The following is a 26,307-nucleotide window of genomic DNA, read 5'->3' as shown; positions in this document are numbered from 1 at the left end:
CGGGTGCCGGTACCCGGGCCGGTGCCGGGGACACCGGAGCGTGACGCCCTCAGCCGCTGTGGTCGCTGTGGTCGCTGCGGTCCGCGATCATCAGGATCGCGAAGCCGAGCACCGCGAGCACGATGTGCGCGTAGAGCTCCTTCCCCTCCAGGAAACCGATCGGCTCGATGATCCACTTCGTGAAGCCCATCAAGGCGAACCATCCGCCGCTCGGCTCACGCAGGACTCCGCATACGCCGACGACGATCAGCGCCATACCGATGTACTCCAGGATCTTCTTCATGCCGTGATCGTCGCCCGGTGCCGTGAGGCACCGCGTCCGCCGTCGGCGTGCGCCGTCGCTCCGAAAGTCTGAGAGCGTGCGACTTTGGTAGCTTCCCGTCGCGGGACGGCCCCGGGCCGCCCCCCACCTGCGTAGGTTTGTCGATGTGACGCGTACGGAATACCCCTGGCTGCTGCCGTCGGCCATGGCCGGCCCACTGGACCAGGAGCTTCCGGGCGACCGGGGCAGGGAACGGCCGCGGCGGACGGTGCGCGACTGGATCGTGGACACCGTCGCGTTCCTCTTCGCCGCTCTCATCGGAGTGCTCGCGGTCGAGGCGAGCGAACAGGCCGCCAACACCGACGCCGTCGTCCTCGCCGACCAGCTGATCGGCGCGGCGGCCTGCTGTGCGGTGTGGCTGCGCAGGCGCTGGCCCGTCGGGCTCGCCGCCACGCTGATCGTGACCGCCCTGCCGGTGCCGGTCGCGGGCGGCGCCATGCTGGTGAGCCTGTTCAGCCTCGCCGTGCACCGGCCGTTCAAACCGGTCGCCGCACTCGGCTCGCTCGCGCTGCTCTCGGGCATCGGGCAGCCGTTTCTGCGGCCCGATCCGGCGACGTCCACCCTGGCCGGCATCATCGCCGGGGTCCTCCTGGTGCTGACGGCCCTCGGCTGGGGCATGCTCGTACGCTCACGCCGTCAACTCGTGGTCGCCCTGCAGGAACGCGCCCACCGGGCCGAGACCGAGGCGGAACTGCGCGCACAGCAGGCCCAGCGGCTCGCCCGCGAGGCCATCGCCCGGGAGATGCACGACGTGCTCGCCCACCGGCTGACGCTGCTCAGCGTGCACGCGGGCGCGCTGGAGTTCCGGCCCGACGCACCCCCCGCCGAGGTCGCCCGCGCCGCCGGAGTCATCCGCGACAGCGCCCACGAGGCCCTCCAGGACCTGCGCGAGATCATCGGCGTACTGCGCGCCCCCGGCGAGGGCGACGAGAGCCACCGGCCGCAGCCCACCCTCGCCACGCTCGACGCGCTGGTCGCCGAGTCCCGGCAGGCCGGCATGCGCGTCACCCTCGACAACGGCATCGACGCACCGGCCACGGTCCCCGCCGCCACCGGCCGCACCGTCTACCGCATCGCCCAGGAAGGCCTCACCAACGCCCGCAAACACGCCCCCGGCGCCGAGGTCACCGTCACCGTGCACGGCGGACCCGGCCAGGGGCTCACCGTCACCGTCAGCAACCCGGCCCCGGACGGCCCGGTCCATCAGGTGCCCGGATCCGGCCAGGGCCTGATCGGGCTGACCGAACGCGCCACGCTCGCGGGCGGGCGGCTGGAGCACGGGAAGGCACTGCGGGCCGACTTCGGCCTGACCGGGCTGGGATCGTCCGGCGGATCAGGCTGGGATCGTCCGCCGGACGGGTCCTCGGCCGCCTCAGCCGCCCGCGATCTCTTCCATCCGTACCGGGCGCCGCTCCCGCCGCGACAGTTCGCAGGCCTCCGCGACGCGCAGCGCCTCCAGGGCCTCGCGGCCGTCGCAGGGGTTGGCCAGTTCGCCGGCGGCCACCTGGATGAACGCGTCCAGCTCGGCCTCGTACGCCGGGGCGAACCGCTCCAGGAAGCCCGGCCAGGGCTTGTCGGCGGCGGGTGCGCCCTGGGGCTCGGTGGAGGTGATCGGCGTACGGTCGTCGAGGCCGACGGCTACCGTGTCGGACTCGCCGCACAGCTCCATGCGGACGTCGTAGCCGGCGCCGTTGCAGCGGGTGGCGGTGGCGGAGGCCAGGGTTCCGTCGTCGAGGGTCAGCACCGCCGCCGCGGTGTCGACGTCGCCCGCCTCGCGGAACATCGCGGGCCCGGCGTCGGAGCCGGTGGCGTACACCTCCACGACCTCCCGGCCCGTGATCCAGCGCAGGATGTCGAAGTCATGGACCAGACAGTCGCGGTACAGGCCGCCGGACAGCGGCAGATACGCGGCGGGCGGCGGGGCCGGGTCGGAGGTGATGGCCCGGACGGTGTGCAGCCGGCCCAGCCGCCCCGAGCGCACCAGCTCACGAGCCGCCCCGTACCCGGCGTCGAAGCGGCGCATGAAGCCGAGCTGGAGCACGGTGCCCGCGCTCTCCACCTCGCGCAGCGCGCCGAGCGTCCCGGGCAGGTCCAGCGCGATCGGCTTCTCGCAGAAGGCGGGCAGCCCGGCGCGGGCGGCCCGGCCGATCAGATCGGCGTGGGCGGCGGTGGCGGAGGCGATGACGACGGCGTCGACGCCCCAGGTGAAGACCTCGTCGACGGAGGGGGCGGCGGTGGCGTCGATGCGGTCCGCGACCTCGCGCGCCCGCTGGGCGTCCGTGTCGGCGACCACCAGGGAGCCGACTTCCCGATGACGGCTGAGGACGCCCGCGTGGAAGGCGCCGATACGTCCGGTTCCGATGAGTCCGATGCGCATGGCCCCAAGGTGGAGTCCGCCCCGTGGCCCTGTCAAGCATTTGTCCTGACAATCGAACGACACAACTTCCCGTCAACAGGCCCTGCGGCTACGCTCGCAGCGTGCCCAAGCAGCCCAGAGACACGCCGGACGCCGCCGTGTCGCTTCCGCTCAGCGTGGACCGCACCAGTCCGGTCCCGCTGTACTTCCAGCTCTCCCAGCAGCTGGAGGCCGCCATCGAGCACGGAACACTCACCCCCGGCAGTCTGCTCGGCAACGAGATCGAGCTGGCGGGGCGGCTCGGCCTGTCCCGGCCCACCGTGCGCCAGGCCATCCAGTCGCTGGTCGACAAGGGGCTGCTGGTGCGTCGCCGCGGAGTGGGCACCCAGGTCGTGCACAGCCAGGTCAAACGACCGCTGGAGCTGAGCAGCCTCTACGACGACCTCGAGGCGGCGGGCCAGCGGCCGGCCACCCGCGTGCTGCAGAACACCATCGAGGCCGCGACCGCCGAGGTCGCGGCCGCCCTCGGGGTGCCGGAGGGCAGTGATGTGCACATGGTCGAACGGCTGCGCTCCGCGCACGGCGAGCCGATGGCGCGCCTGCGCAACCATCTGCCGACCGGGCTGCTGCCGCTGGACACCGAACAGCTGGAGTCCACCGGCCTCTACCGGATGATGCGCGCCGCGGGCATCACCCTGCACAGCGCCCGGCAGTCGGTCGGGGCGCGTGCCGCCACCGGGGACGAGGCCGCCCTGCTCGGCGAGGAGGCGGGCGCCCCGCTGCTCACCATGGAGCGCACCACCTTCGACGACACCGGGCGGGCCGTCGAGTTCGGCTCGCACGTCTACCGGGCCTCGCGGTACGCCTTCGAGTTCCAGCTGCTCGTACGGCCGTGACCTTCCAGCTGCTCGTACGGCCCGGCCCTGACGGGGAACGAAGTCGTACGGCCCGGCCCTGACGGGGAACGAAAGGGAACGGGTTTGAGCCAGCGCGGCGCAAGTTTGGCGTAAGAATGTTCGGACAATGTATTGACTGGTCGGCGTCGCCTCCGTAGAACGGACCCAGCCGCAATCGGGCGGCCGGGAGAGAAGGCGGATCCACCATGCGCACACCCCGCACGGCAGCAGTTCTGCTCGCCGCACTCGCACTTGCCGCGGCCGGATGCAGCGGCTCCGGCGGCAAGGGCGCCGAGGAGAAGCCGCAGGACACCGGCGGCGGGAAGGCCGCCACGACCAAGCGGCTGAAGATCGCCATGGTGACCCACTCCGGCGAGGGCGACACGTTCTGGGACATCGTCCAGCGGGGCGCCAAGGACGCGGCGGCGAAGGACAACGTGGAGTTCCTCTACGCCGCGAACAAGGAGGGCAAGGAGCAGGCCCAGCTCGTCCAGACGTACATCGACCAGAAGGTCGACGGCATCGTCGTCACCCTCGCCAAGCCGGAAGCCGTCAGAGACGTCGTCAAGAAGGCCGTCGCGGCCGGGATACCCGTCGTCACCATCAACTCGGGCGGCCAGTTCTCCGAGGCGGTCGGCGCGCTCAGCCACATCGGACAGGACGAGTCCGTGGCCGGCGAGGCCGTCGGCGAGGAGCTCACCAGGCGCGGAAAGAAGAAGGCGGTCTGCGTCATCCACGAGCAGGGCAACGTCTCGCTCGAGGACCGCTGCGCCGGAGTGAAGAAGACCTTCAAGGGCACCGTCGAGAACCTCAACGTCGACGGCACCAACATGCCCGCCTCCACCTCCTCCATCGAGGCGAAGCTGCAGAGCGGCAAGGACATCGACGCGATCGTCACGCTCGGCGCGCCGTTCGCCGCCGCCTCCGTCCAGGCCAAGCAGGGCGCCGCCTCGCAGGCGGAGATCGACACCTTCGACCTCAACGCCGAGGTCGTCAAGCGCCTCAAGGCCAAGGAGATCGGCTTCGCCGTCGACCAGCAGCCCTACCTCCAGGGCTATCTCGCCATCGACGAACTGTGGCTGAACAAGACGAACGGCAATGTCATCGGCGGCGGCAAGCCGGTGCTCACCGGGCCCGCGCTGGTGACCGAGAAGGACGTCCCCGCCCTGGAGAAGCTCACGGCCGACGGCACGCGATGACGTACACCGTGACCTGTGCCATGTCACACCCGCCCGCCACCGCGGCGATCCACCCGCCCACCGTCCCGGCGAATGTGCTCAGGGATACTTGCGCCGGAGTACACCAGGCACAGCAAGAGGGGCACGGCGTCGTGGCAAGGGTTCGGACAGGGGTACGTGCGATCGGCGCGTTGCTGGCGGCGGTGCTCGGTGCCTCCCTGGCGGGGTGCAGCGCAACCGGCGGCAAGCGCGCCGAGGACGCCAGGAAGGCGGCCGAGGCCCAGGGCCGCGCCGCGGTCGGCACGCCCCGCTGGACCTTCGCCATGGTCGCCCACTCGGGAGACGGCGACACGTTCTGGGACATCGTCCAGCGCGGCGCCGAGCAGGCCTCCGTGAAGGACAACATCAACTTCCTGTACGCCCACAGCGACGAGGCACAGCAGCAGGCCCAGCTCGTCGACTCGTACATCGACAAGAAGGTGGACGGGCTGATCGTCACGCTCGCCAAGCCGGACGCGATGAAGGACGTCGTCGCCAAGGCCACCCGGGCCGGAATCCCGGTGATCACCGTGAACTCCGGCTCCGAGCAGTCCAAGGCGTACGGCGCCCTGGCCCATATCGGCCAGGACGAGACGATCGCGGGCGAGGCCGTCGGTGACGAGCTCGACAAGCGCGGCAGGAAGAAGGCCCTGTGTGTGCTGCACGAGCAGGGCAACGTCGGCCATGAGCAGCGCTGCGCCGGCGTGAAGAAGACCTTCGACGGGGATCTGCAGAACCTGTACGTCGACGGCACCAACATGCCCGACGTCCAGGCGTCCATCGAGGCCAAGCTGCAGACCGACCGGTCCGTCGACGCCGTGGTCACCCTCGGCGCGCCCTTCGCGGACGCCGCCGTCCAGGCCAGGCTGACCGCGGAGAGCAAGGCCGAGATCGACACCTTCGATCTGAACGCCAAGGTCGCCACCGCGCTCCAGGCCGGGCGGCTCGGCTTCGCCGTCGACCAGCAGCCCTACCTCCAGGGCTACGAGGCCGTGGATCTGCTGTGGCTCCACCGCTACAACGCCGATGTGCTCGGCGGCGGACGGCCCGTCCTCACCGGACCGCAGATCATCACCCAGAAGGACGCCGCCGAACTGCAGGACTACACGGAGCGGGGGACCCGATGACCGCGACCGCACCACCCGCACAGGACAAGACCGGTGCCGCCGACGAGAGGCTGCTGCGCACCTCGCCGCTGAAGAAGCTGCTCGGGCGCCCCGAACTGGGCTCCGTCGTCGGCGCGGCCGCCGTCTTCGTCTTCTTCTCGATCGTCGCCGACAGCTTCCTGCAGCCCTCCAGCATGAGCACCGTGCTGTACGCGGCGTCCACGATCGGCATCATGGCCGTCCCGGTCGCCCTGCTGATGATCGGCGGCGAGTTCGACCTCTCCGCCGGTGTGCTGGTGACCAGCTCCGCGCTGATCTCCTCGATGTTCAGCTATCAGATGACGGCGAACGTCTGGGTCGGCGTCCTCGTGTCGCTGCTGGTCACTCTCGCGATCGGCGCCTTCAACGGCGTCATGCTGACGCGCACGAAACTGCCGAGCTTCATCATCACGCTCGGTACGTTCCTGATGCTGACCGGGCTGAACCTCGGCTTCACCAAACTCATCAGCGGCACGGTGTCGACGAAGACCATCGCCGACATGGAGGGCTTCTCGTCCGCCAAGAACCTGTTCGCCTCGCAGCTCACCATCGGCGGCGTGGATCTCAAGGTCACCATCCTGTGGTGGATCGGACTGGTCGCGATCGCCACCTGGATCCTGCTGCGCACCCGCTTCGGCAACTGGATCTTCGCGGTGGGCGGCGGCGCCGGCGCGGCCCGCGCGGTCGGTGTCCCGGTGACGAAGACCAAGATCGGCCTGTACATGGGCGTGGCGTTCTGTGCCTGGATCTCCGGCCAGCATCTGCTGTTCTCGTTCGATGTCGTCCAGTCCGGCGAGGGCGTCGGCAACGAGCTGATCTACATCATCGCGGCCGTCATCGGCGGCTGCCTGATCACCGGCGGCTACGGCTCGGCGATCGGCTCCGCGGTCGGTGCCTTCATCTTCGGCATGACCAGCAAGGGCATCGTGTACGCGGAGTGGAACCCGGACTGGTTCAAGTTCTTCCTCGGAGCGATGCTCCTCCTGGCCACCCTGCTGAACGCATGGGTCCGCAAGCGCGCGGAGGCGAGTTCGTGAGCGAACAGAACGGAGGCGCGATGACGGACAAGGCGGCCCTCGTCGAGCTCGACAACGTCAGTAAGTACTACGGAAACATCCGTGCGCTCGAAGGCGTCTCCCTCGAGGTCCACGCGGGCGAGATCAGCTGTGTCCTCGGGGACAACGGTGCCGGAAAGTCCACCCTCATCAAGATCATCGCAGGGCTGCACCAGCACGACGCGGGCACCTTGTCGATCGAGGGCGAGAAGACCACCCTCACCTCTCCGCGCGAAGCCCTCGACCGGGGCATCGCCACGGTCTACCAGGACCTCGCCGTGGTGCCCCTGATGCCCGTCTGGCGGAACTTCTTCCTCGGCTCCGAGCCGACGAAGGGCAGCGGTCCCTTCAAGCGCCTCGATGTCGGGCTCATGCGCGAGACCACCCGCTCCGAGCTGCTGCGCATGGGCATCGACCTGCGCGACGTCGACCAGCCCATCGGCACCCTGTCCGGCGGCGAACGCCAGTGCGTGGCGATCGCCCGGGCCGTCTACTTCGGAGCCAAGGTGCTGGTCCTCGACGAGCCCACGGCGGCCCTCGGCGTCAAGCAGTCCGGCGTCGTGCTCAAGTACGTTGCGGCCGCGCGGGACGCCGGTCTCGGCGTGGTCCTGATCACCCATAACCCGCACCACGCCTATCTCGTCGGCGACCGGTTCGTCCTGCTCAAGCGAGGCACGATGTCCGGCAGCCACACCAAGGAGGGGATCACCCTCGACGAGCTCACCCGGCAGATGGCGGGCGGCAGTGAACTCGATGACCTGCGCCACGAACTGCAGCGCGCCCCTGCGCCCCGGCACCTCGGCGGCCACGGCTAGGGTCCTGTCCCGGGGATCCTGCCGGGCCCTGGGTCCGGCTTCCGTATCGGGCCGGATCAGGGGCTGGAGCAGGGGCAGAGGCAGGGGCCGGATCAGGGGCTGGGGCTGGGGGCAGGGGCTGGATCAGGCCGGACCAGCCTGATCAGGGGCCCGGGCCCTTCCCGGCGACAGGGCCTGCGGCCACGCCGCAGGGGTGCCGAGCCGGTGGGCCAGCCACGGTTCCCTCGCCAGTACGGCCCCCACCGTGATGCCGACGGCGATCGCCACGCAGAGCACGATCAGCCAGGACAGGACGGTGAACACCGATCCCACGGGTCCGTACTCGGCAAGGCTCCGGTTGAGCGCGCGCGGCATGTAGTACCTGCTGCTCATCGACAGCACGGTCACGGCGGCGCCGGTGATCAGGGCGCCGGGCAGCAGCGGAAGCCAGCGGATGTGCCCGCCGAGCAGCAGGTGCTGGGTCCACCACCACAGCAGGGTCTGGGACAGCACCGTGACCGGAACAGCCAGCCAGAGGCCCAGACCGAAACCGTCACGCACCGGAGCCTGCACGATCAGGACGGTCAGCCAGACACCGATCCACGCCAGCCAGCGCCATGGCGCGATCTTGACGCCGGACCGCGGGAACTGCCAGGCACGCTTGCACAGCCGCTGCATCGCCCGGCTGCACGCGGTGGCGGACAGCAGCACCATCAGCGCGCCGATCACGCCGGTCGCCTCGCGCAGGTTCCCGTTGGTGCCCCGGTACACCTGCTGCAACTGCTGCTCGGACGCGCCGGTGAGCCCGAAGACCGCCTTCGCGGAACTGATCAGCTGGTTCCGAACCCCCTGAGGGGCGAAGGAACCGACGACGAACAGCAGCGGGACGGCGGTCAGAAAGCACTGCGCGGCCAGCCGGGTCGCGGAGTCGAAGATGTTCACCGAGATCATACGGGCCGTCAGATGGGTCACGACGGGGAAGCGTTCCTCGGTGCGCGCTGTCAGCGACCGTGCGTGAGTCCGCTGCGCGGCGAACTGTGCCGTCCACCATGACGTGCGGAGGAAGGCAGCCCGGTGCCGCGTCGTCATGCTGTTGCTCCTTCCCTGGGTCCAGGTTGTGGGACGCGGACCGCGTCGGCATCTCGGCGATCAGCGGCGGGATGCCCTCCCGCAGGGGCGGTGTTCTGTTTGCGGGGCCCTGTCACCAGTGGCGACGATGGAGGGGTGAGACGCCGACGACGGGAGCGCCATGGTCCTTGACCTGCTCCTCATCGGCCTGGGCATCACCCTGGACCCGTTGCCCATCATGGCGCTCGTCCTGGTGCTGACGTCGCGCAAGGGGATCTGGAAAGGCCTGGTCTTCATCCTGGCCTGGCTGGCCTGCCTCGTCACGGTGATCGCCCTGGTCCTGCTGCTGACCGGCGGGACCCCTCCGGCGCCGAGGTCGCCGCCGTCCACGGCCGGTCTCGCGGTCAGGCTGGCCATCGGTGTCGGCCTGGTCCTCTACGGTGCCCACAGGCGGCGACGGCACGGTGCGCCGCCCCACAAGCACCGCGCCGGACAACACCCCGACAAGCAACCTGACGAGCAGTCCTCGGCCATGTCCGAACGGCTGGACCAGGCATCCATGTGGTCCGTGGCGGGTCTCGGGGTCTTCTTGCAGCCGTGGGGCCTGGTTGCCGCCGCCGCCACCGTCGTCCTCGAGGCCGATCTGTCCCATCTCGAGTCGTACCTGGCCCTGCTCGGGTTCACCGTACTCGCCACTGCCAGCCTGCTGGCGGCCGAGTTGTACATGGTGTTCGCACCCAAGGCGGCGGGGGTGAGACTGAAGGCCCTGCGCGACTGGCTGGAGCGGCACGAGGAGCCCGCGATTGTCTTCGGCTGTCTGCTGCTGGGGCTGTGGCTCACCGCCAACAGCCTGTACCAGCTGACCAGTTGAATGCCGCGCTCTGCACGGGGCGCGCTCGCGCCGTACCCGCCGGGCAGGCCACCGCACCGAAATGCGAAGCATCCGGCCGAGTGCTGGAATGGCATACAGGGACTCGCGCGCCCGGGACCGGGCCGCACCGTGGCCACCGAGCCGCCCCGTACCGCTGATGCGCTTGCAAGGAGTGGCCATGAGCGAGGACTTCGAAGACATGGGACCCGTCGACTATCTGGTCCTGGAGTTTCCCGGCAACCGCATGACGGGCGAGGCCTTTCCCCTGCTCGTCGACCTGGTCGACCGCCGTGTCATCCGCATTCTCGACCTTACGTTCGTCCGCAAGGACACCGACGGTTCCGTCACGGTCCTGGAGCTGTCCGAGGTGGAGGGTGAGCTGGACCTGACCGTTTTCGAGGGTGTGTCCTCGGGGCTGCTCGGCGAGGACGACATCGAGGAGGCCGGGGCCGCCATCGAACCCGGCAACTCCGCCGCGGTCCTGATCTACGAGAACCTGTGGGCCGCCCCGGTGGCCCGGGCCCTGCGGCGCGGTGGTGCGCAGATGGTGGCGGGAGGGCGGATTCCCGTCCAGGCGCTGCTCGCCTCGCTGGACGCGGTCGAGGGGGTGCCGGACGAGGGCTCTCCGGCGGCCTGAACTCTCAACGGGACTCTCAGAGGGAGACGAAGATGCCTGGACTCATCCGCGGCGTCGCCCGCACCGCCGTCGTCGCCGGAACCGCCACAGCGGTGTCCGGCCGCGTGAGGCGCCGGCAGGAGGGCCGGTGGGCGCAGCAGGACTACGAGCAGCAACAGCAGCAGGCAGCGGCTCCGAGCCCCCCGCAGGCCGCGCCACCGCCGATGCCGCCCGACGACGAAATGGGCAACAAGATCGACAAGCTCAAGGAGCTCGGTGAACTGAAGGCTCAGGGGATTCTCACCGAAGAGGAGTTCGCGGCCGAGAAGCGGAAGGTTCTCGGCTGAGGACCACCCCCCGATGACACAGCCACAGCCACAGCCCCACCCGGAGCCCCAGCCGCGAGCCGCCGCCTCGTCCGAAGTCGCAGCTCAGCCGGAGGAGGCGGACCGGCTGCGTGAGCTGCTGCGCAGCCGCGCCTATCGCAGGGCGCTCGTGCTCAGCGCCCTCATCGGCATCCCGGTTTCGCTCGTCGCGTTCTGGTTCCTCGTCGCGCTGCACCAGTTCGAGCACCTGATGTGGGCGCACCTGCCGGAAGCACTGGGGCTGGGCACCCCGCCCTGGTGGTGGCCGCTGGTGCTGCTGCCGGTCGCCGGCCTCGTCGTCAGCCTGGTCGTCACCCGTCTGTCCGGCGCGGGCGGCCATGTCCCCGCGAACGGGCTGCATTCCGGCGGCGCCACGGCGAAGGCACTGCCCGGAGTGATCATCGCGGCGCTCGCGAGCCTGCCGCTGGGCGCGACACTGGGCCCGGAAGCACCCCTGATCGCTCTCGGTGGAGGCCTCGCCCTGCTGTTCCGCGACCTCGCGCGGTCACCCGCGACCCCGCAGAGCACGGCGCTCCTGGGCGCGGCCGGCGCCGCGTCGGCCATCTCGGCGATCTTCGGCAACCCGCTGATCGGCGCGGTGCTGCTGATGGAGGTGGCCGGGGTGGGCGGCCCGCAGCTGTTCGCGGTCATGCTGCCCGCCCTGCTCTCCAGCGGGGTGGGCTCCCTGGTGTTCGTCGGCTTCGACCGCTGGACCGGGCTCGAGACCGGCGGCCTCGGCCTGAAACTGCCCGGGCCGTTCCCGCACCTGGACACCGGAGACGTGGTGTGGACCCTGCTGATGGCCGTCGCCGTCGCCGTTCTCGTGCACGTGGTCTTCTCGGGCGGACGGCTGGCGGCCGCCGCCGTGGTGAGACGCCCCCACACGGCGACGGTGCTCTGCGCACTCGGTGCCGGAGCCTGCGCGGCCCTGTACACGGTGATCACCGGCCGCTCACCCGTGGACGTCGCCTCCTCGGGCCAGGCCACCATGGTTCAGCTGGCTGCCGATCCGCAGACCTGGGGCGTCGGGGCGCTGATCGCGGTCCTGGCCTTCAAGAGCGCCGCCTACTCCCTCTGTCTGGGCAGTCTGCGCGGTGGCCCCATTTTCCCTGCCCTGTTCCTCGGCGCGGCGACGGGCGTCCTGCTGGCGCCCCTTCCGGGCCTGGGTGTCATTCCGGGCATGGCCGGTGGCATGGCGGCGGCAGCGGCGGCCGCACTCCGGCTGCCCGTCAGCACCGTGGTGCTGGTGGTGCTGCTGCTCGGCAGCATCGCCATGACCCCCGTGGTGATCCTCGCGGCCGTGGTCGCCTTCGTCACCGTCCAACTGCTGCCGCCCGGCCCCGGCATCCCCGCGGCGCGGGAGCCGGAGCAGCCGGCCAGGTCCGTAGCGCCGGGAACCCGCGCCCCATGAGTGCCCCCATGACGCCGGAGGCGTTCCGGGCCCTGTACGCGCGGCTGCGGGCGGAGGCACAGCACGGCCCGGACGACCGGCTCGGCGCGCTGAACCACCTCACCCCGGAACGGGTGGTGGCCGCGGCCGCCGAGGTGAGATCCGGGCGTACGGTGTCCCTCGCCGCACCCGTGGAGACCCGGCCCGGCCCGGACAATCCGGACCCCGCGGCCCACCGGATGACCGGCCCCGACCCGCGCGACATCGACGCGGCCGGGCTGTCCTTCGCCCGTGACCGATTCGCCATGAACGTGCACGGGGACGCGGACAGCCATCTCGACGCACTGTGCCATGTCATGTATGACGGCGAGCTCTACAACGGTGTACCGGCGAGCAGCGTGACTCCCGACGGCGCCACGGCTCTGTCCGTCGACGTCGTCCGGGACGGCATCGTGGGCCGCGGGGTGCTCCTGGACATCCCCCGGCTGCGAGGCGTGCCCTGGCTGGAGCCCGGCGACCATGTCACGGCGGACGACCTGGTCGCGGCCGAGAGCGGTCAGGGCGTGCACGTCGGTGCGGGGGATCTGCTCCTCGTCCGCGTGGGCCACCGGCGCCGGCGCCGGGAGACCGGGCCCTGGAAGGCAGCGGAGGCACGGGCCGGTCTGCATCCGGAGGCGGTGGAGTTCCTGGCCGAACGACGTGTCGCGGTGCTGGGTGGCGACGGCAACAACGACACGGCCCCGAGCGGGGTGGAAGGAGTCGCTTTCCCCGTCCATGTGCTGACCATTCATGCGATGGGGCTGCACCTCATGGACTATCTGCAGTTCGAGGAGCTGGCCCCGGCCTGCGAACAGGAGGGCCGCTGGAGTTTCCTCTGTGTGGTCGCGCCGCTGCGGCTCCCGGCGGCCACAGGGTCCCCGGTGAACCCGATCGCCGTGCTGTGACGGTGCCGCGCAGCGCGGGCCGTAATGCGCAGGCCGTACAGCGCAGGCCGTAATGCGTAAACGGCGGCCCGGTCGCAGCGCCCCAGTTCCACCGATATGTTCGGTTATGTTCGGTCTGTAGGCCAGAACCGCGAGGATGTGGCTGTGATGAGCGATTCCCCCCACTACGACGTCATCATCATCGGCACCGGCGCGGGCGGGGGTACGCTCGCCCACCGCATCGCCCCGTCGGGCAGACGCGTACTCCTCCTCGAACGCGGCGACTACCTGCCCCGCGAGCGGGACAACTGGGACTCCACGGCCGTCTTCGTCAAGGGCAAGTACCGCGCCCCCGAGTTCTGGTTCGACAAGCACGGCAACAGCTTCCCGCCCGAGGTCAACTACTACGTCGGCGGCAACACCAAGTTCTACGGCGCCGCCCTGTTCCGGCTGCGCCCGCAGGACTTCGGCGAGCTGCGCCACCACGGCGGCATGTCCCCCGCCTGGCCGATCCGCTACGACGACCTGGAGCCCTACTACACCCAGGCCGAGCGCCTCTATCTCGTACACGGCCGGCACGGGGAGGATCCCGCCGCGGGCCCGGCGAGCGAGCAGTACGCGTACCCGCCGGTCGAACACGAGCCGCGCATCCAGCAGTTGAGCGACGACCTCGAAAAGCGCGGGCTGCACCCCTTCCATCTGCCCATCGGGGTCAATCTGCAGCAGGACGACCGGGGCCGGGCAATCCACTCCAGCGCCTGCATCCGCTGCAACCGGGTCGACGGATTCCCCTGCCTGGTGCGCGGCAAGTCCGACGCACAGGTGATCTGTGTCGAACCGGCACTGGAGCACCCCAACGTCGAGATGATCACCAACGCCCATGTGGTCCGCCTGGAGACCGACCCCACCGGACGCAGTGTCAGCAGCGTCGTCGCCCAGCTCGACGGCAGCCACGGCGACGGATCGCAGGCTCGCTTCTCCGCCGATGTCGTCGTCGTCGCGTGCGGCGCCGTCAACTCCGCGGTCCTGCTGCTGGCATCGGCCAACGACCGGCATCCGAACGGACTGGCCAACAGCTCGGACGTCGTCGGCCGGCACTACATGCGGCACAACAACCTGGCGCTGATGGCCGTGTCCAAGGAGCCCAACGACACCCAGTTCCAGAAGACCCTCGCGCTGCACGACTGGTACTTCGGAGCCGACGACTGGGACTTTCCGCTCGGCGGCATCCAGATGCTCGGCAAGTCGGACGCCGAGCAGATCCACGGCGAGGCCCCGCGCTGGGCCGGGGCCGTGACACCGAACATGCCCTTCGAGGTGCTCGCCCACCACGCCGTCGACTTCTGGCTGTGCGGAGAGGACCTTCCCGCCCGCGAGAACCGGGTCACCCTGGACAAGGACGGCGGCGTCCATCTGGCCCTCGACGAGAAGAACAACATCGAGGGCCTGAACCGGCTGCGGCACAAGCTGCAGAGCATGCTGGGCCACCTGGGCATGCACGAGCACCATCTGCTGTCGCACAGCATCTACCTGCACAAGGGCATGCCCATCGGCGCGACCGCCCACCAGGCCGGCACCGTGCGTTTCGGCGACGACCCGCGCAGCTCGGCCCTCGACGTCAACTGCAAGGCCCATGACCTCGACAACCTCTACGTCGTCGACACGAGCTTCTTCCCGAGCATCGGGGCGGTCAACCCGTCCTTGACCGCCATCGCCAACGCCCTGCGCGTCGGGGACCACATCGTGGAACGTCTGCGCGGCTGATCCGACCGGGGGAACATCGGTCACCCAACGGCCCAACGCGCGTGGGCCGGGCCGTCCTCCTCCGCCTGCGGGTGGTTCCGTGGCGCGCGGGCCCGATCGCTGCCGTGGCGGCCCCGGGGCCCCGGCACGTATCCAGGAGGCATCGTGAACACCCACGCCGGTGCGGCACAGCCCGCGATCCCACCGCTGCTGAAGGGACAGAAAGCGCTGGTGACCGGAGCCAACTCCGGTATCGGCAAGGCGACGGCGATCGGCCTGGGCCGGGCGGGTGCCGATGTGGTCGTGAACTATGTGGCCGGCAAGGAAGCCGCCGAGCAGGTCGTCGAGGAGATCCGGGCTCTCGGGGTGCGCGCCGCCGCCTACGAGGCGGATGTGTCGCAGGAGGACCAGGTCGTCGGCATGGTCGACCGGATGGTCAAGGAGTTCGGGACGATCGACATCATGGTGGCCAACGCGGGTCTCCAGCGCGACGCCCCGGTCACCGAGATGACGCTCGCCCAGTGGCAGAAGGTGCTGGACGTCAACCTCACCGGCCAGTTCCTCTGCGCCCGGGAGGCGACCAAGGAGTTCCTGCGGCGCGGTGTCGTCCCCGAGGTGTCACGCTCCGCCGGGAAGATCATCTGCATGAGTTCGGTCCACCAGCTCATCCCCTGGGCAGGCCACGTCAACTACGCCTCCTCCAAGGGCGGCGTGCAGATGATGATGGAGACGCTGGCCCAGGAACTCGCCCCGAAGAAGATCAGGGTGAACGCGATCGGGCCGGGTGCCATCAAGACCCCGATCAACACCAGCGCCTGGGACACCCCCGAAGCCGAGAAGGACCTGCTGCGGCTCATTCCCTACGCCCGCGTCGGAGAGCCCGAGGACATCGCCCGAGCCGCCGTCGCCCTTGCCTCGGACCTCATGGACTACGTGGTCGGCGTCACCCTCTTCGTGGACGGAGGCATGACGCTCTTCCCCGGATTCGCCACGGGCGGATGACGCGCGCCTGTTCCGCACGGCCCGACCACCGAAGGCACGTATGCATTCCGTCCAGCTCCTCGCGGACGCCCACCTGCTGGCGTCGGACGCACCCGCCCAACTGCTCCCGGCCAGGGAGCTCATGGCCTTCACCCTGGCTTCCCACATCATCCTGGTGCCGATGGGGGTGGCGCTTCCGCTGATCACCCTGATCATGCATTACCGGGGGCTGCGCGCGAACGACCCCGTCGCGCTACTGCTCGCCCGCCGCTGGTCGGCGGTCATGGCGGTCCAGTTCGCCGTCGGCATCGTGACCGGCACGGTTCTCACCTTCGAGTTCGGGCTGCTCTGGCCGGGCCTCATGGGCACGTGGGGCGACGTCTTCGGCATCGGATTCGGAGTCGAGGGCTGGGCGTTCTTCCTCGAATCGGTCCTCATCGCCATCTATCTCTACGGCTGGCGCCGGTTGAAGCCGAGGACTCACTTCCTCCTCGGGCTGCCGCTGCCGGCGACGGCGCTGCTCGGGGCGTTCGGCATCCTCGCGGCCAACTCGTGGATGAACACCCCTCAGGGCTTCACGCTCGACGCCGACGGCAAACCCGTCGACGTCGACATCTGGAAAGCGATCTTCACCCCGATGTTCGGGCCGGAGTACTGGCACTTCGTCGGGGCCATGCTGGTGACGGCCGGGTACGTCGTCGCGGGCGTCTACGCGGTCGGCTGGCTCAGGGGCCGCAGGGACCACTACCACCGGCTCGGGTTCACCGTCCCCTTCACGCTCGCGGCGGTGGTCAGCCCGATCCAGTTCGTGCTCGGCGACTCGATCGCCCGCTCCGTCTTCCACAAGCAGCCCGTGAAGTTCGCCGCGATGGAGATCGTCTGGGAGACCGACACCCATGTACCGGAGTACCTGTTCGGCCGGCTCCACCCGGACGGAACCATTTCCGGTGGTATCAAGATCCCCCAACTCGACTCCATCCTCGCCGGGTTCAGCCCCAGGACCAAGGTGATCGGGCTGACCTCCGTCCCCGCGTCCGACCGGCCCAACGCCACCCAGGCCACCATCGTCCACTGGGCCTTCGACCTGATGGCCGTGATCGGCTCGCTGCTGGTGCTGCTCGCCCTCTGGTACGCCTGGTACCGGCTGAGGGGGCGCCGGATGCCCGCCAGCCGCTGGTTCTACCGCAGTGCGGCATGCGCCGGTGTCGCCTCGGTCGTCGCCGTCGAATGCGGCTGGATCACGACCGAGGTGGGGCGGCAACCCTGGATCGTGTACCAGAACATGCGGGTTGCCGAAGCGGTGACGGCCACCCGGTCCACCAGCCTGTGGATCATGTTCGGTCTGGTGATCGTCGTGTACGTCCTCCTCTTCGGGGCGTTCCTGACCGTGCTGCTCAAGATGCGGACCCGCTGGCGTCTCGCCGACGCCGAGCGGGCCAAGGGGCACCCGGTGGAGGAGCCGGAGACCGGCACCCCGTACGGTCCGCGCTCCAAGCCCCCGGACAGCGGTGCTCTCGCCGCCGAGGGCACGGGTCCCGCACCGGGCGAGGACGGCCGGTCATGACCATTGCGGGCCTCATCGCCTTCGTCCTGCTGCTCGCGGTCGCCGCCTACGCCTGCGCCGGTGGCACGGACTACGGAGCCGGCTTCTGGGATCTGTTCGCCGGGGGCGCGGAGCGCGGAAAGCGGCCCCGGTGGCTGATCGACCACGCCATGGCACCCGTCTGGGAGGTCAACAACGTCTGGCTGATCTTCATCTTCGTCGTCATGTGGACCGGGTTCCCGGTGCTGTTCCAGACGCTCTTCTCAGCAATGTGGCTGCCGCTGGCGCTCGCCGCCGTCGGCATGGTCCTGCGCGGCGCCGGGTTCGCGCTGCGCAAACCCACACGGCGGCTGGCCCGACGGCGGGTCTACGGAGCGGTGTTCGCCATCGCCTCGCTCCTGACCCCGTTCTTCCTCGGCGCGGCCGTCGGCGGCATCGCATCCGGTCGCGTTGCACCCGGCACCGAGGCATCGGCGGATGCCTGGTCCAACCCGACGTCCGTCTTCTTCGGGCTGCTGACCGTCGTCGCGACCGCGTTCCTCGGCGCGGTGTTCCTCTCCGCCGACGCCGAACGCTTCGACACACCCGACCTCGTCGGCTACTTCCGCCGCCGCGCACTCGGCAGTCTCGTCGTCGTGGTCGTGCTCGGTTTGGCCGCGTTCGCCGTCACCCGTGGCGACGCGCCTCATGTCTGGCACGGACTCACCCATGGCGCGGGCCTTGCCTTCGTGATCGTGTCCGCCGTGTGCGCCCTCGGCACGGGATGGCTGCTGCTGCAGGGAAGCGGGCGGTGGTCGCGTTACACCGCGGTCGGCACGGTGGCCGCGGCCGTGTTCGCCTGGGGGTTCGCCCAGCGCCCCTATCTGATCCCGACGTCCCTGACCGTTCAGGACGGAGCCGGCGATCCGACAACGCTGAAGTGGCTGGCCTTTGTCACGCTCGTCGCGGTGATTCTCGTCTTCCCGACCGTGTTCTTCCTCTACTGGCTCGACACCCACGGCGAGTTGGAGTCGCTCACCGACTCCGACCTGCGGCAGGGCGGGACGGGCAGCCGGGCCGACGGCGACTGACGGGACGGACCGTGCTGAGCACCGACGAGTTCCTCCTGGGCATCGCACTGACCGTGCTGCTCGCCGTCGGCTCGCAGATCCTGGCGAGCCGACTGCGCATCCCCGCCCTGATCGTGCTCCTGCCGGCCGGCTTCACCGCGGGCGCCCTGACCGACGTCGTCCACCCGGACGAGCTCATCGGGCCGCACTTCTCGTCCGTGGTCTCCCTCTCCGTGGCGGTGATCCTCTACGACGCGGGCCTCGACCTCGATCTGCGTCATCTCAGGGGCGGTACCCGTTCGGTGGTCCTCCGACTGCTGCTGTTGGGGGTGCTGATCACCTCGGGGGCGGTCATGGCCGCCGGCCCCGCGCTGTTCGGCGTGCCGCTCGCCGCGGCCATGATGCTCGGCGTGATCCTCGTCGTATCGGGACCGACGGTCGTGGGTCCGCTGCTCGACCACGTCCGGCCCTCCGAGCAGGTGCGGCGCATCCTGGTCTGGGAGGGATCGCTGATCGACCCGGTGGGCGGCATCCTCGGGGCGCTCGTCTTCCACTCGATCCTGGCCGGCGGCTTCCAGGTGGGTCACGGTTTCCGGTTCGGCGAGTTCATGCTCAGCTCGGTCATCGGCCTTGCGGGCGGTGTGGCGGGGGCCGCGCTCCTGTGGTTCGCCCTGCGCGTCCTCGGGCTCGGCGAAACACTCGGCACGCTGGCCCAACTGGCCACGATCATCGTGGTGTCGGCGTGCTGCGACGCCCTGCGCGACGACACGGGTCTCATCGCGGCCGTCGTCGCCGGAATGGCGGTCGCCAACCTCCCCGGCCTTGAACTGCCTGCCCGGCGGCCCTTCTTCGAGGCCCTGGTCCAGCTGATCATCGGAATCCTGTTCGTCTCCATCTCGGCCGGTGTCCCTCCGTCGTCCGTGACTCCCGTCCTCCTGCCCACCGCCGGGCTCATCGCCCTGCTCGTCCTGGCGGTACGGCCGCTCATCGCCTGGCTCTCCACCCACAGGGCGGGACTGTCCGGAGGGGAGCGGGCGTTCATCGGCTGGATGGCTCCACGCGGCATCGTGGCCGCCGCCACCGCCTCGACCTTCTCCGCCGACCTGGCCGACAAGGGGCTGGCCGGCGCGTCCGAGATCCTTCCGGTCACGTTCCTGGTCATCGTCGGAACGGTCCTGCTGTACGGGCTGACCGCGGGGCCGGTCGCCGGGCGGCTCGGGGTCGTCCGGTCGGCGCGCACCAGGCCGCTTCTGGTGGGCGGTGAGCCCTGGGTCATCGACCTCGGCCGCTGCCTGCGCTCCGCCGGGCTCGACGTGCTGATGTGGGCGGGGTCCGACGAACAGCGCGAGCACATCAGGCGAGCCGGCATCGAACCGGCCCCGGGCGAACTCCTGGCGACCGCCGCCGACCCCGGGGCGCGGCTCGAAGGGGTCACCGCGCTCCTGCTGCTCACCGACGACGACGACTTCAACGCCCTGGTCTCGGTCGTGGTGCGCGACAGCGTCGACGGCCCGGTGTACCGGGTCGGTCCCCCCGAGGACAGCCCCGGTGCCGTCGCCACCCGCACCGGCCGGGACGTCCTCTTCGGGCGGGACCTCGTCCGGCACACCCTGGCCGCCCGCTACGAGCAGGGTGCGCGCTTCGTGCTCGGGGCGCCGGGCGACGCCCCGCCGCCGGGGCACGACCTGCTGTTCGTGGTACGGGGCGACGGGCGCCTCGAACCCGTCACCGAGGCCGGGGCACCCGTCCCGGGTACGGGTGACAGGGCCGTACTCCTCGGTCCCGGGACGACCGGGACACGTGAGCCGTGAACCGACGGGAGGAACCGACGGGAGCTCACGCCGCGTCGGCCGGCGGAGCGGGCGAGGTCCTTCCGCGTGCCCGGTTCAGGGCCGCGTCCAGGGTGAGGGCCGTGTCGATGAAGGCGAGATGGGTGAAGGCCTGCGGGAAGTTGCCGAGCTGGCGTCCAGTCAGGTCGATCTCCTCGGAGTACAGGCCCAGATGATTGGCGTACGTCAGCATCTTCTCCAGCACGAGCCGCGACTGGTCCAGCCTGCCCGCCCGCGCGAGCGCGTCGACGTAGATGAACGTGCACAGGGAGAAGGTGCCTTCGGAGCCGCGCAGACCGTCGGGTGAGGCCTCCGGGTTGTAGCGGTAGACCAGACTGTCGGACACCAGCTCCCGGTCCATCGCGTTCAGTGTCGACGTCCACATCGGATCGCTCGGGGTGATGAAGCCCACGGTGGACATCCGCAGCAGCGACGAGTCGAGCACCTCACTGCCGTAGTGCTGTACGAACGCCTTCCGCACGGGGTCCCAGCCGCGGTCGTACACCTGTTGGTAGATCCTGTCCCGCTCACCGCTCCAGCGTGCGAGCGCGGCCGGCCGGCCGCTCGCGGCGGCCAGCCGCAGCGCCCGGTCGAAGGCGACCCAGGACATCACCCGGCCGTAGGTGAAGTCCTGGCGCCCGCCGCGGGTCTCCCACAGGCCCTCCTCCGGCTGGTCCCAGTTGTCACAGAGCCAGTCGACGATGGTGTGCAGTGACTTCCACCCCCGGTAGCCCAGCTGAAGACCGCGTTCGTGGGCGAAGTAGATGCTGTCCATCGCCTCGCCGTAGATGTCGAGCTGGAGCTGGTCGGCCGCGCCGTTGCCGATGCGTACGGGGCTGGAACCCTGATAGCCCTCCCAGTGGCCGAGGGTCTCCTCGACCAGATCGGAGGATCCGTCGACGCGGTACATGATGTTGAGCGGCCCGGTGCCGTCGCCGGCGCTGCCCGCCGTCTCCTGGACCCGGTCGTGCAGCCAGACCATGAACGCGGTCGCCTCTTCGGTGAATCCGAGCCCCAGCAGGGCGTAGACGGAGAAGGAGGCATCGCGGATCCAGGTGAACCGGTAGTCCCAGTTCCGCTCGCCGCCCAGCTGCTCGGGCAGTCCGGTGGTCGGCGCCGCCACGAGCGCGCCGCTCGGCGCGTACGTCATCAGCTTCAGCGTGATGGCCGAGCGCTCCACCGCCTCCCGCCAGCGGCCGGAGTAGCGGGACTGGGCGAGCCAGTCGCGCCAGTACCGGACCGTGTCCTCGAAGAGCTCCACGAACTCGGCGTGCCCGATCTCCCGCGGCGGGCCGTCGGCGAAGGACTCGATGACGATTCCCCGCTCCTGACCGGCTTCCAGGGTCAGCTTGACATGCACGTCGCGGTCGCTGCTGACGTCGGTGACCAGCCGTACGTCCTCGGGCTCGCGGATGGCGTGGAGGGTCAGCTCCATGCCGTCCGCGACGAACACCGCCCCGTTCTCGGTGACATGCAGTTCGTGCGGGGCGCGGCCGTAGTCGAACCGGGGAACGATGTCGACGTCGAAGGTGATGCTGCCGCGGACGCACCGCAGCAGTCGGACCAGGCGATGGCGTTTCGTCGCCGTCCTGCCCGTCACCGGCATGAAGTCGACGACCTCCCCGGCTCCGGACTCGGTCATGAAGCGGGTGACGAGGACCGCCGTGTCGGGCATGTACAACTGCTTGCTGGTGTACGTCTTGTCCGCCGGGGCGACTCTGAAGTACCCGCCCTTGCTGCGGTCCAGCAGTGCACCGAAGATGCTCGGCGAATCGAACCGTGGACAGCAGAACCAGTCGATGGTGCCGTGGGTGGTCACGAGCGCTGCGGTCTGCAGATCACCGATGAGACCGTGGTCCTCGATGAGGGGGTAGTCGAGCGGGTAATCGTTCATAGCGAACCCCTTTCGCCCTGGCCGGGCGGCCCGTGCCACTCCATCAGCTTAGACAGTCAATGCATTTCAGGCTCTTCGGGAGTTTCTGGATGATTCGTGCACATCGGGAAGCGGCCCTACGGTGGAGGGGAGAGCACCAGCGGACAACCCGGGGGCGCGAGCGATGATGTCCTGGGCGACGGTCTTCCGGCTGAGGCAGTACGCCATGGCAAGTCTGTGGATCGTTCCGCTGCTCGGCATCGTTCTCGGCTTCCTCCTCGCGGACGCCACGGTGTGGCTCGACGCCAGAGTGAAGGTGCCGCTGGAGTGGGAGTACTCCGCGTCGACCGCGAGCAGCGTGCTCAGTTCGATCGTCGGCGCGATGGTCGCTCTCCTCGGCTTCGTCGTGACCATCGGCGTCCTCGTCGTCCAGCAGGCCACCGGAACGCTGTCACCGCGCTACATGCGTCTGTGGTACCGGGACCGGCTGCAGAAGGCGGTGCTCGCCACCTTCGCGGGAACGTTCGCCTTCGCCTTCTCGCTGCTGCGCCGTATCGAGACCGACTTCGTGCCCGATCTCGGTGTCACCCTGGCGGGAGCGGGCGTCGCCGCGAGTCTGCTGCTCCTCCTGATCTATCTCAACCGGTTCATCCACAACCTCAGGCCCGTGGCCATCGCCGACCTGGTGTCACGGGCGGGACAACGGCTGATCGCCCGGGGGGAGACCCTGGCCGCCGGCGGAACGATCCGGGCCGGGGCCCCGCCCGGGCCACTGCCCGGCGGCCCCGTGACCCAGGTCCGCAGCGAGCAGGGCGGGACGATCCAGGGCTTGAACGCGGGGCGGCTGAGAGCCGTCGCCGAGCGGAGCGACTGCGTGATCGTGCTCACCCAGCGGGTGGGCGACTCCGTACCCCCCGGCGCCACACTGATGGAGGTCCACGGCGCGTCGCCGCCGGACCCCCGGCAGCTGACCGGGCTCGTCGCCCTGGGCATCGAACGGACCATCGAACAGGACCCCGCCTTCGCCCTGCGCATCCTCGTCGATGTCGCGATCAGAGCGCTCTCGCCGGCCGTGAACGACCCCACGACCGCCGTCCAGGTGCTGAACCACATCGAGGCGCTCCTGCACAGCCTCGGCGCGGCGTCGCTGCGCCGCCGCTACACCCTCTACGACAGCCGCGGTCTGCCCCGGCTGGTGGTCGCCGGCCGGGCCTGGGAGGACTTCCTCCAGCTCGCCCTCACCGAGATCCGCCAGTACGGCGCGACCTCCATGCAGGTCTGCCGACGGCTCCGGGCCCTGCTGAACCGCCTCCTCGACAACTTGCCCGAGCCGCATATGGCCGCCGTGCGCACGGAGCTGAAGCTCCTGGACGAATCGGTGGAGCGGTCCTTCACCGACCCCGCCCTGCGGGCGACGGCGCTGACCCCCGACCCTCAGGGCATCGGGGGCGGGTCCGGCACCGCCCCGGCGTGAGGGTGGCCCCTCGGGACGCCCGCCCCGCGGCCGCGCAGGCCCGCGGGGCTGCCCGGATGGCACAATCGGGCACGGCGGGCGCCGTCCGCCTCCGGTGATCCGGACCGCCCTCCACATCCCGCAGGGACGCCTTGAGCACGTACCGCGAATTCGCCCACCGAGGCTCCGCCCGCGCCACCGTACTGCGGACCGTCGGCACCCGTGAGCGGCGCTCGCACCTCACCGCCCCCCGCGTGCCGACCGTGGGCATCGACATCGGCGGTACGAAGGTGATGGCCGGTGTCGTCGACGCCGACGGCGTCATCCTGGAGAAGGTCCGTACCGAGACCCCCGACAAGTCCAAGAGCCCCAAGGTCGTCGAGGACACCATCGTCGAGCTGGTCCTGGACCTCTCCGACCGGCACGATGTGCACGCCGTGGGCATCGGCGCGGCCGGCTGGGTCGACGCCGACCGCTCCAAGGTCCTCTTCGCGCCGCATCTGGCCTGGCGCAACGAACCGCTGCGCGACTCGCTGCAGAACCGTCTCGCCGTCCCCGTCATGGTCGACAACGACGCCAACACCGCCGCCTGGGCCGAGTGGCGCTTCGGCGCGGGCCGCGGCGAGGACCATCTGGTCATGATCACGCTCGGTACCGGTATCGGCGGCGCGATCCTGGAGGACGGGCAGGTCAAGCGCGGCAAGTACGGCGTCGCCGGTGAATTCGGCCATATGCAGGTCGTGCCGGGCGGGCACCGATGCCCTTGCGGCAACCGCGGCTGCTGGGAGCAGTACAGCTCCGGGAACGCCCTGGTCCGCGAGGCCCGCGAGCTGGCCGCCGCCGACTCGCCGGTCGCGTACAACATCATCGATCGGGTCAAGGGCAACATCCCGGACATCACCGGCCCGCTGATCACCGAGCTGGCCCGTGAGGGCGACGCCATGTGCGTCGAGCTGCTCCAGGACATCGGCCAGTGGCTCGGCGTCGGCATCGCCAATCTGGCGGCCGCCCTCGATCCGTCCTGCTTCGTCATCGGCGGCGGGGTCAGTGCCGCCGACGATCTGCTGATCGGCCCCGCCCGGGACGCCTTCCGCCGCCATCTCACCGGCCGCGGCTACCGGCCGGAGGCCCGTATCGCGAAGGCGCAGCTCGGCCCCGAGGCCGGTATGGTCGGCGCGGCCGACCTCGCCCGGCTCGTCGCCCGGCGGTTCCGGCGCGCCAACCGGCGCCGGGTCGAGCGCTACGAGAGATACGAGCGCTACGCCCAGGCCCTCCGTAACCCCGGAGGCGCCGGCAACACCACCCGCACCACCCCTCAGGACCCCTTGTGACCGTGCCCCGACAGCCCCCGCCCGTGGACGAGCCCGTACGTCCGCCCGAGGACCGGCGCCATATGATCCGCCGGCGCTGGCTCACCGCGACCGTCATCGTGCTGCTCATCGGCGTCCCGGCCGGCTACCTGGTGATCTCCGCGGAGCAGAGCCGCGACAGCGGCCGGGACAAGGAGGCGGAGTCCTCGGCCACCGGACTGCGCGACAGCTGGCCCTCCAAGATGAAGCGCCGTGTCTTCGAGGTGCCGATCCCCACGAAGTCCACCGAGGTCGCGTACTACGAGACCAGCAACTGGAAGTCCAGCCGGCTGTACGTCAAGTTCCGTACCACGGCCGCCGGGCTCGACACCTTCCTCACGAGCGTCGGTACCAGCCGCGCCCATCTGAAGACCGGCGAGGTCAGCATCGGCGAACGCGACGCCGAGACGGTCGGCTGGGTCTTCGGACCCGAGGCGGACTGGGCCGCCACCAGGCACAAGCAGCCCGATCCCCGACCTTCCCAGGACATCACCGCCGATCTGACCGATCCGTCCTCGCCCATGGTGTTTGTCGTCTCGACCGCGACACCCTGATCCGGAACACATGCCTCCGCTCGCTACTGTGGAACGGGTGAGTGAGACGCAGACGCAGATGCCCCCGAAGACCCTGCAGTACCGGATCGACGGTCCGGACGACGCACCCGTCCTCATCCTCGGGCCCTCGCTCGGCACCACCTGGCACATGTCGTAGAAACCGTCCACGGGCGTCCAATTGGTCCAGGGTGAGCGCGTAAGTCCAGGTCAGGGCCTTGTGGCGTGAGAGCGTCTACGGGGTTGGTGACCCGCCCGTGATCGCTTGTGATCGCTCGTGACAGGTGAGGACCCCCGTTGCGTGGCGTGCGGCGGGCCTGCCCGTCAGCGCACCGTAGGCCCGTGCAGGTGGGGGCCCTTCCCCTCCGCACGCGGCAGAACCGGCTCCGCTGCGGGGCGATGCCTTCGCGTAGCCGGTGCCATGCGCCGGGTCTGCCGGTGTGCGGACGGATCGGCGCGCATCCGGCACCGATCGCGATCCGTCTTTCAGCGGGCGACCAGCAGCCCGCGGCTGCGCAGGACCCGTCGCTCCAGCGGGCTGAAGATCAGCAGGTCGATGGCGATACCGACGATCAGGATGAGGAGGATCGCGAGGAACACTCCGGCCATGTCGATGTTGTTGCGGGCGTTCTCGAGCAGCTGGCCGAGGCCGAGGCCCAGTTCGGGCGAGGAGGCGATGATCTCGGCGGCCATGAGGGAGCGCCACGAGAAGGCCCAGCCCTGCTTCAGGCCGGCCAGATAGCCGGGCAGCGCGGCCGGCATGACGATGTGCCAGGTGCCCCTCAGTCCGGTGGCGCCCATGGTGCGCCCGGCCCGCAGGAACAGCGGAGGGACCTGGTCGACACCGGAGACGAGTCCGTTGGCGATCGAGGGGACCGCGCCGAGCAGGATGACCGCGTACATCATCGAGTCGTTCAG

The 26,307-nt window shown here is 70.1% G+C and carries 23 protein-coding genes and 1 pseudogene; 19 read left to right on the top strand and 5 right to left on the bottom strand.

The features are described 5' to 3' along the window. Positions 1 to 49: 49 nt before the first annotated feature. Positions 50 to 283 (bottom strand): hypothetical protein, encoded by a 234-nt coding sequence (locus ACZ6ZQ_RS34095; RefSeq protein ID WP_469772385.1) that lies wholly within the window; start codon positions 281 to 283, stop codon positions 50 to 52. A 145-nt stretch (positions 284 to 428) separates the two neighbouring features. On the opposite strand from ACZ6ZQ_RS34095, the pseudogene ACZ6ZQ_RS34090 reads away from it, so the two are divergent. Beyond that, a pseudogene (locus tag ACZ6ZQ_RS34090) lies at positions 429 to 1,607 on the top strand (sensor histidine kinase); the annotation flags it as partial. 87 nt (positions 1,608 to 1,694) lie between these two features. On the opposite strand, the gene ACZ6ZQ_RS34085 reads toward ACZ6ZQ_RS34090, so the two are convergent. After that, on the bottom strand, positions 1,695 to 2,699 hold the full coding sequence (locus ACZ6ZQ_RS34085) for a Gfo/Idh/MocA family protein (RefSeq protein WP_469772384.1): 1,005 nt from the start codon (positions 2,697 to 2,699) through the stop codon (positions 1,695 to 1,697). A gap of 155 nt (positions 2,700 to 2,854) precedes the next feature. On the opposite strand from ACZ6ZQ_RS34085, the gene ACZ6ZQ_RS34080 reads away from it, so the two are divergent. The 5 genes from ACZ6ZQ_RS34080 (at position 2,855) to ACZ6ZQ_RS34060 (ending at position 7,806) form a co-directional block, all read left to right on the top strand. Further along, the gene (locus ACZ6ZQ_RS34080; protein WP_453659362.1) at positions 2,855 to 3,574 is read left to right on the top strand and encodes a GntR family transcriptional regulator; all 720 of its coding nucleotides are present in this window, start codon (positions 2,855 to 2,857) and stop codon (positions 3,572 to 3,574) included. A gap of 206 nt (positions 3,575 to 3,780) precedes the next feature. Then, positions 3,781 to 4,773 carry a sugar ABC transporter substrate-binding protein gene (locus tag ACZ6ZQ_RS34075; RefSeq protein ID WP_469772383.1) on the top strand — a complete coding sequence of 331 codons (993 nt, stop codon included), beginning with the start codon at positions 3,781 to 3,783 and terminating at the stop codon, positions 4,771 to 4,773. Positions 4,774 to 4,904: 131 nt separating this feature from the next. Next, positions 4,905 to 5,918 (top strand): sugar ABC transporter substrate-binding protein, encoded by a 1,014-nt coding sequence (locus tag ACZ6ZQ_RS34070; RefSeq protein ID WP_469772382.1) that lies wholly within the window; start codon positions 4,905 to 4,907, stop codon positions 5,916 to 5,918. Then, complete coding sequence (locus ACZ6ZQ_RS34065) at positions 5,915 to 6,973, top strand: ABC transporter permease (protein WP_469772381.1); 1,059 nt, start codon at positions 5,915 to 5,917, stop codon at positions 6,971 to 6,973. Before ACZ6ZQ_RS34070 ends, ACZ6ZQ_RS34065 begins: the two co-directional genes overlap by 4 nt. A gap of 20 nt (positions 6,974 to 6,993) precedes the next feature. Beyond that, positions 6,994 to 7,806: an ATP-binding cassette domain-containing protein gene (locus tag ACZ6ZQ_RS34060; RefSeq protein WP_469772410.1), complete on the top strand. Its 813-nt coding sequence runs from the start codon at positions 6,994 to 6,996 to the stop codon at positions 7,804 to 7,806. A 123-nt stretch (positions 7,807 to 7,929) separates the two neighbouring features. On the opposite strand, the gene ACZ6ZQ_RS34055 is transcribed toward ACZ6ZQ_RS34060, so the two are convergent. Beyond that, the gene (locus tag ACZ6ZQ_RS34055; RefSeq protein ID WP_469772380.1) at positions 7,930 to 8,874 is read right to left on the bottom strand and encodes a YhjD/YihY/BrkB family envelope integrity protein; all 945 of its coding nucleotides are present in this window, start codon (positions 8,872 to 8,874) and stop codon (positions 7,930 to 7,932) included. A 160-nt stretch (positions 8,875 to 9,034) separates the two neighbouring features. On the opposite strand from ACZ6ZQ_RS34055, the gene ACZ6ZQ_RS34050 reads away from it, so the two are divergent. From ACZ6ZQ_RS34050 to ACZ6ZQ_RS34005, 10 genes are all read left to right on the top strand, one after another. After that, positions 9,035 to 9,724: a GAP family protein gene (locus ACZ6ZQ_RS34050; protein ID WP_469772379.1), complete on the top strand. Its 690-nt coding sequence runs from the start codon at positions 9,035 to 9,037 to the stop codon at positions 9,722 to 9,724. A gap of 178 nt (positions 9,725 to 9,902) precedes the next feature. Further along, positions 9,903 to 10,361 (top strand): DUF6325 family protein, encoded by a 459-nt coding sequence (locus tag ACZ6ZQ_RS34045; RefSeq protein WP_469772378.1) that lies wholly within the window; start codon positions 9,903 to 9,905, stop codon positions 10,359 to 10,361. Between the two features lie 32 nt (positions 10,362 to 10,393). Continuing rightward, a complete protein-coding gene (locus ACZ6ZQ_RS34040) occupies positions 10,394 to 10,687 on the top strand; it encodes an SHOCT domain-containing protein (RefSeq protein ID WP_469772377.1) in 294 nt (97 codons plus the stop codon). A 13-nt stretch (positions 10,688 to 10,700) separates the two neighbouring features. Further along, on the top strand, positions 10,701 to 12,116 hold the full coding sequence (locus ACZ6ZQ_RS34035; RefSeq protein WP_469772376.1) for a chloride channel protein: 1,416 nt from the start codon (positions 10,701 to 10,703) through the stop codon (positions 12,114 to 12,116). Between the two features lie 8 nt (positions 12,117 to 12,124). After that, on the top strand, positions 12,125 to 13,039 hold the full coding sequence (locus tag ACZ6ZQ_RS34030; RefSeq protein ID WP_469772409.1) for a cyclase family protein: 915 nt from the start codon (positions 12,125 to 12,127) through the stop codon (positions 13,037 to 13,039). Between the two features lie 147 nt (positions 13,040 to 13,186). Beyond that, positions 13,187 to 14,782, top strand: coding sequence for a GMC oxidoreductase (locus ACZ6ZQ_RS34025; protein WP_469772375.1), 1,596 nt, complete (start codon positions 13,187 to 13,189; stop codon positions 14,780 to 14,782). Between the two features lie 186 nt (positions 14,783 to 14,968). Next, positions 14,969 to 15,763 (top strand): SDR family oxidoreductase, encoded by a 795-nt coding sequence (locus tag ACZ6ZQ_RS34020; protein WP_469772408.1) that lies wholly within the window; start codon positions 14,969 to 14,971, stop codon positions 15,761 to 15,763. Between the two features lie 40 nt (positions 15,764 to 15,803). Further along, positions 15,804 to 17,306, top strand: a complete 1,503-nt coding sequence (locus tag ACZ6ZQ_RS34015) for a cytochrome ubiquinol oxidase subunit I (protein WP_469772374.1) — start codon at positions 15,804 to 15,806, stop codon at positions 17,304 to 17,306. Further along, positions 17,303 to 18,355 (top strand): cytochrome d ubiquinol oxidase subunit II, encoded by a 1,053-nt coding sequence (locus ACZ6ZQ_RS34010; protein WP_469772373.1) that lies wholly within the window; start codon positions 17,303 to 17,305, stop codon positions 18,353 to 18,355. Before ACZ6ZQ_RS34015 ends, ACZ6ZQ_RS34010 begins: the two co-directional genes overlap by 4 nt. A 14-nt stretch (positions 18,356 to 18,369) precedes the next feature. Next, on the top strand, positions 18,370 to 20,145 hold the full coding sequence (locus ACZ6ZQ_RS34005) for a cation:proton antiporter (RefSeq protein WP_469772407.1): 1,776 nt from the start codon (positions 18,370 to 18,372) through the stop codon (positions 20,143 to 20,145). Positions 20,146 to 20,170: 25 nt separating this feature from the next. On the opposite strand, the gene ACZ6ZQ_RS34000 is transcribed toward ACZ6ZQ_RS34005, so the two are convergent. Beyond that, the gene (locus ACZ6ZQ_RS34000) at positions 20,171 to 22,057 is read right to left on the bottom strand and encodes a glycoside hydrolase family 15 protein (RefSeq protein ID WP_469772372.1); all 1,887 of its coding nucleotides are present in this window, start codon (positions 22,055 to 22,057) and stop codon (positions 20,171 to 20,173) included. A gap of 205 nt (positions 22,058 to 22,262) precedes the next feature. Between ACZ6ZQ_RS34000 and ACZ6ZQ_RS33995 the strand changes: the two genes are divergently transcribed. The 3 genes from ACZ6ZQ_RS33995 (at position 22,263) to ACZ6ZQ_RS33985 (ending at position 25,392) form a co-directional block, all read left to right on the top strand. After that, a complete protein-coding gene (locus ACZ6ZQ_RS33995) occupies positions 22,263 to 23,510 on the top strand; it encodes a DUF2254 domain-containing protein (protein WP_469772371.1) in 1,248 nt (415 codons plus the stop codon). A gap of 131 nt (positions 23,511 to 23,641) precedes the next feature. After that, the gene (locus ACZ6ZQ_RS33990) at positions 23,642 to 24,820 is read left to right on the top strand and encodes an ROK family glucokinase (protein ID WP_469772370.1); all 1,179 of its coding nucleotides are present in this window, start codon (positions 23,642 to 23,644) and stop codon (positions 24,818 to 24,820) included. A gap of 62 nt (positions 24,821 to 24,882) precedes the next feature. Beyond that, entirely contained in the window at positions 24,883 to 25,392 is a 510-nt protein-coding gene (locus ACZ6ZQ_RS33985; RefSeq protein WP_469772406.1) for a hypothetical protein, read from the top strand. A gap of 483 nt (positions 25,393 to 25,875) precedes the next feature. Here ACZ6ZQ_RS33985 and ACZ6ZQ_RS33980 read toward each other — a convergent pair. Further along, the coding region (locus tag ACZ6ZQ_RS33980) for an ABC transporter permease (protein WP_469772369.1) at positions 25,876 to 26,307 on the bottom strand (432 nt) is incomplete at its 5' end.

Source organism: Streptomyces sp. NPDC053673, assembly GCF_055585225.1.
This window is presented reverse-complemented; position numbering and strand designations above follow the sequence as displayed.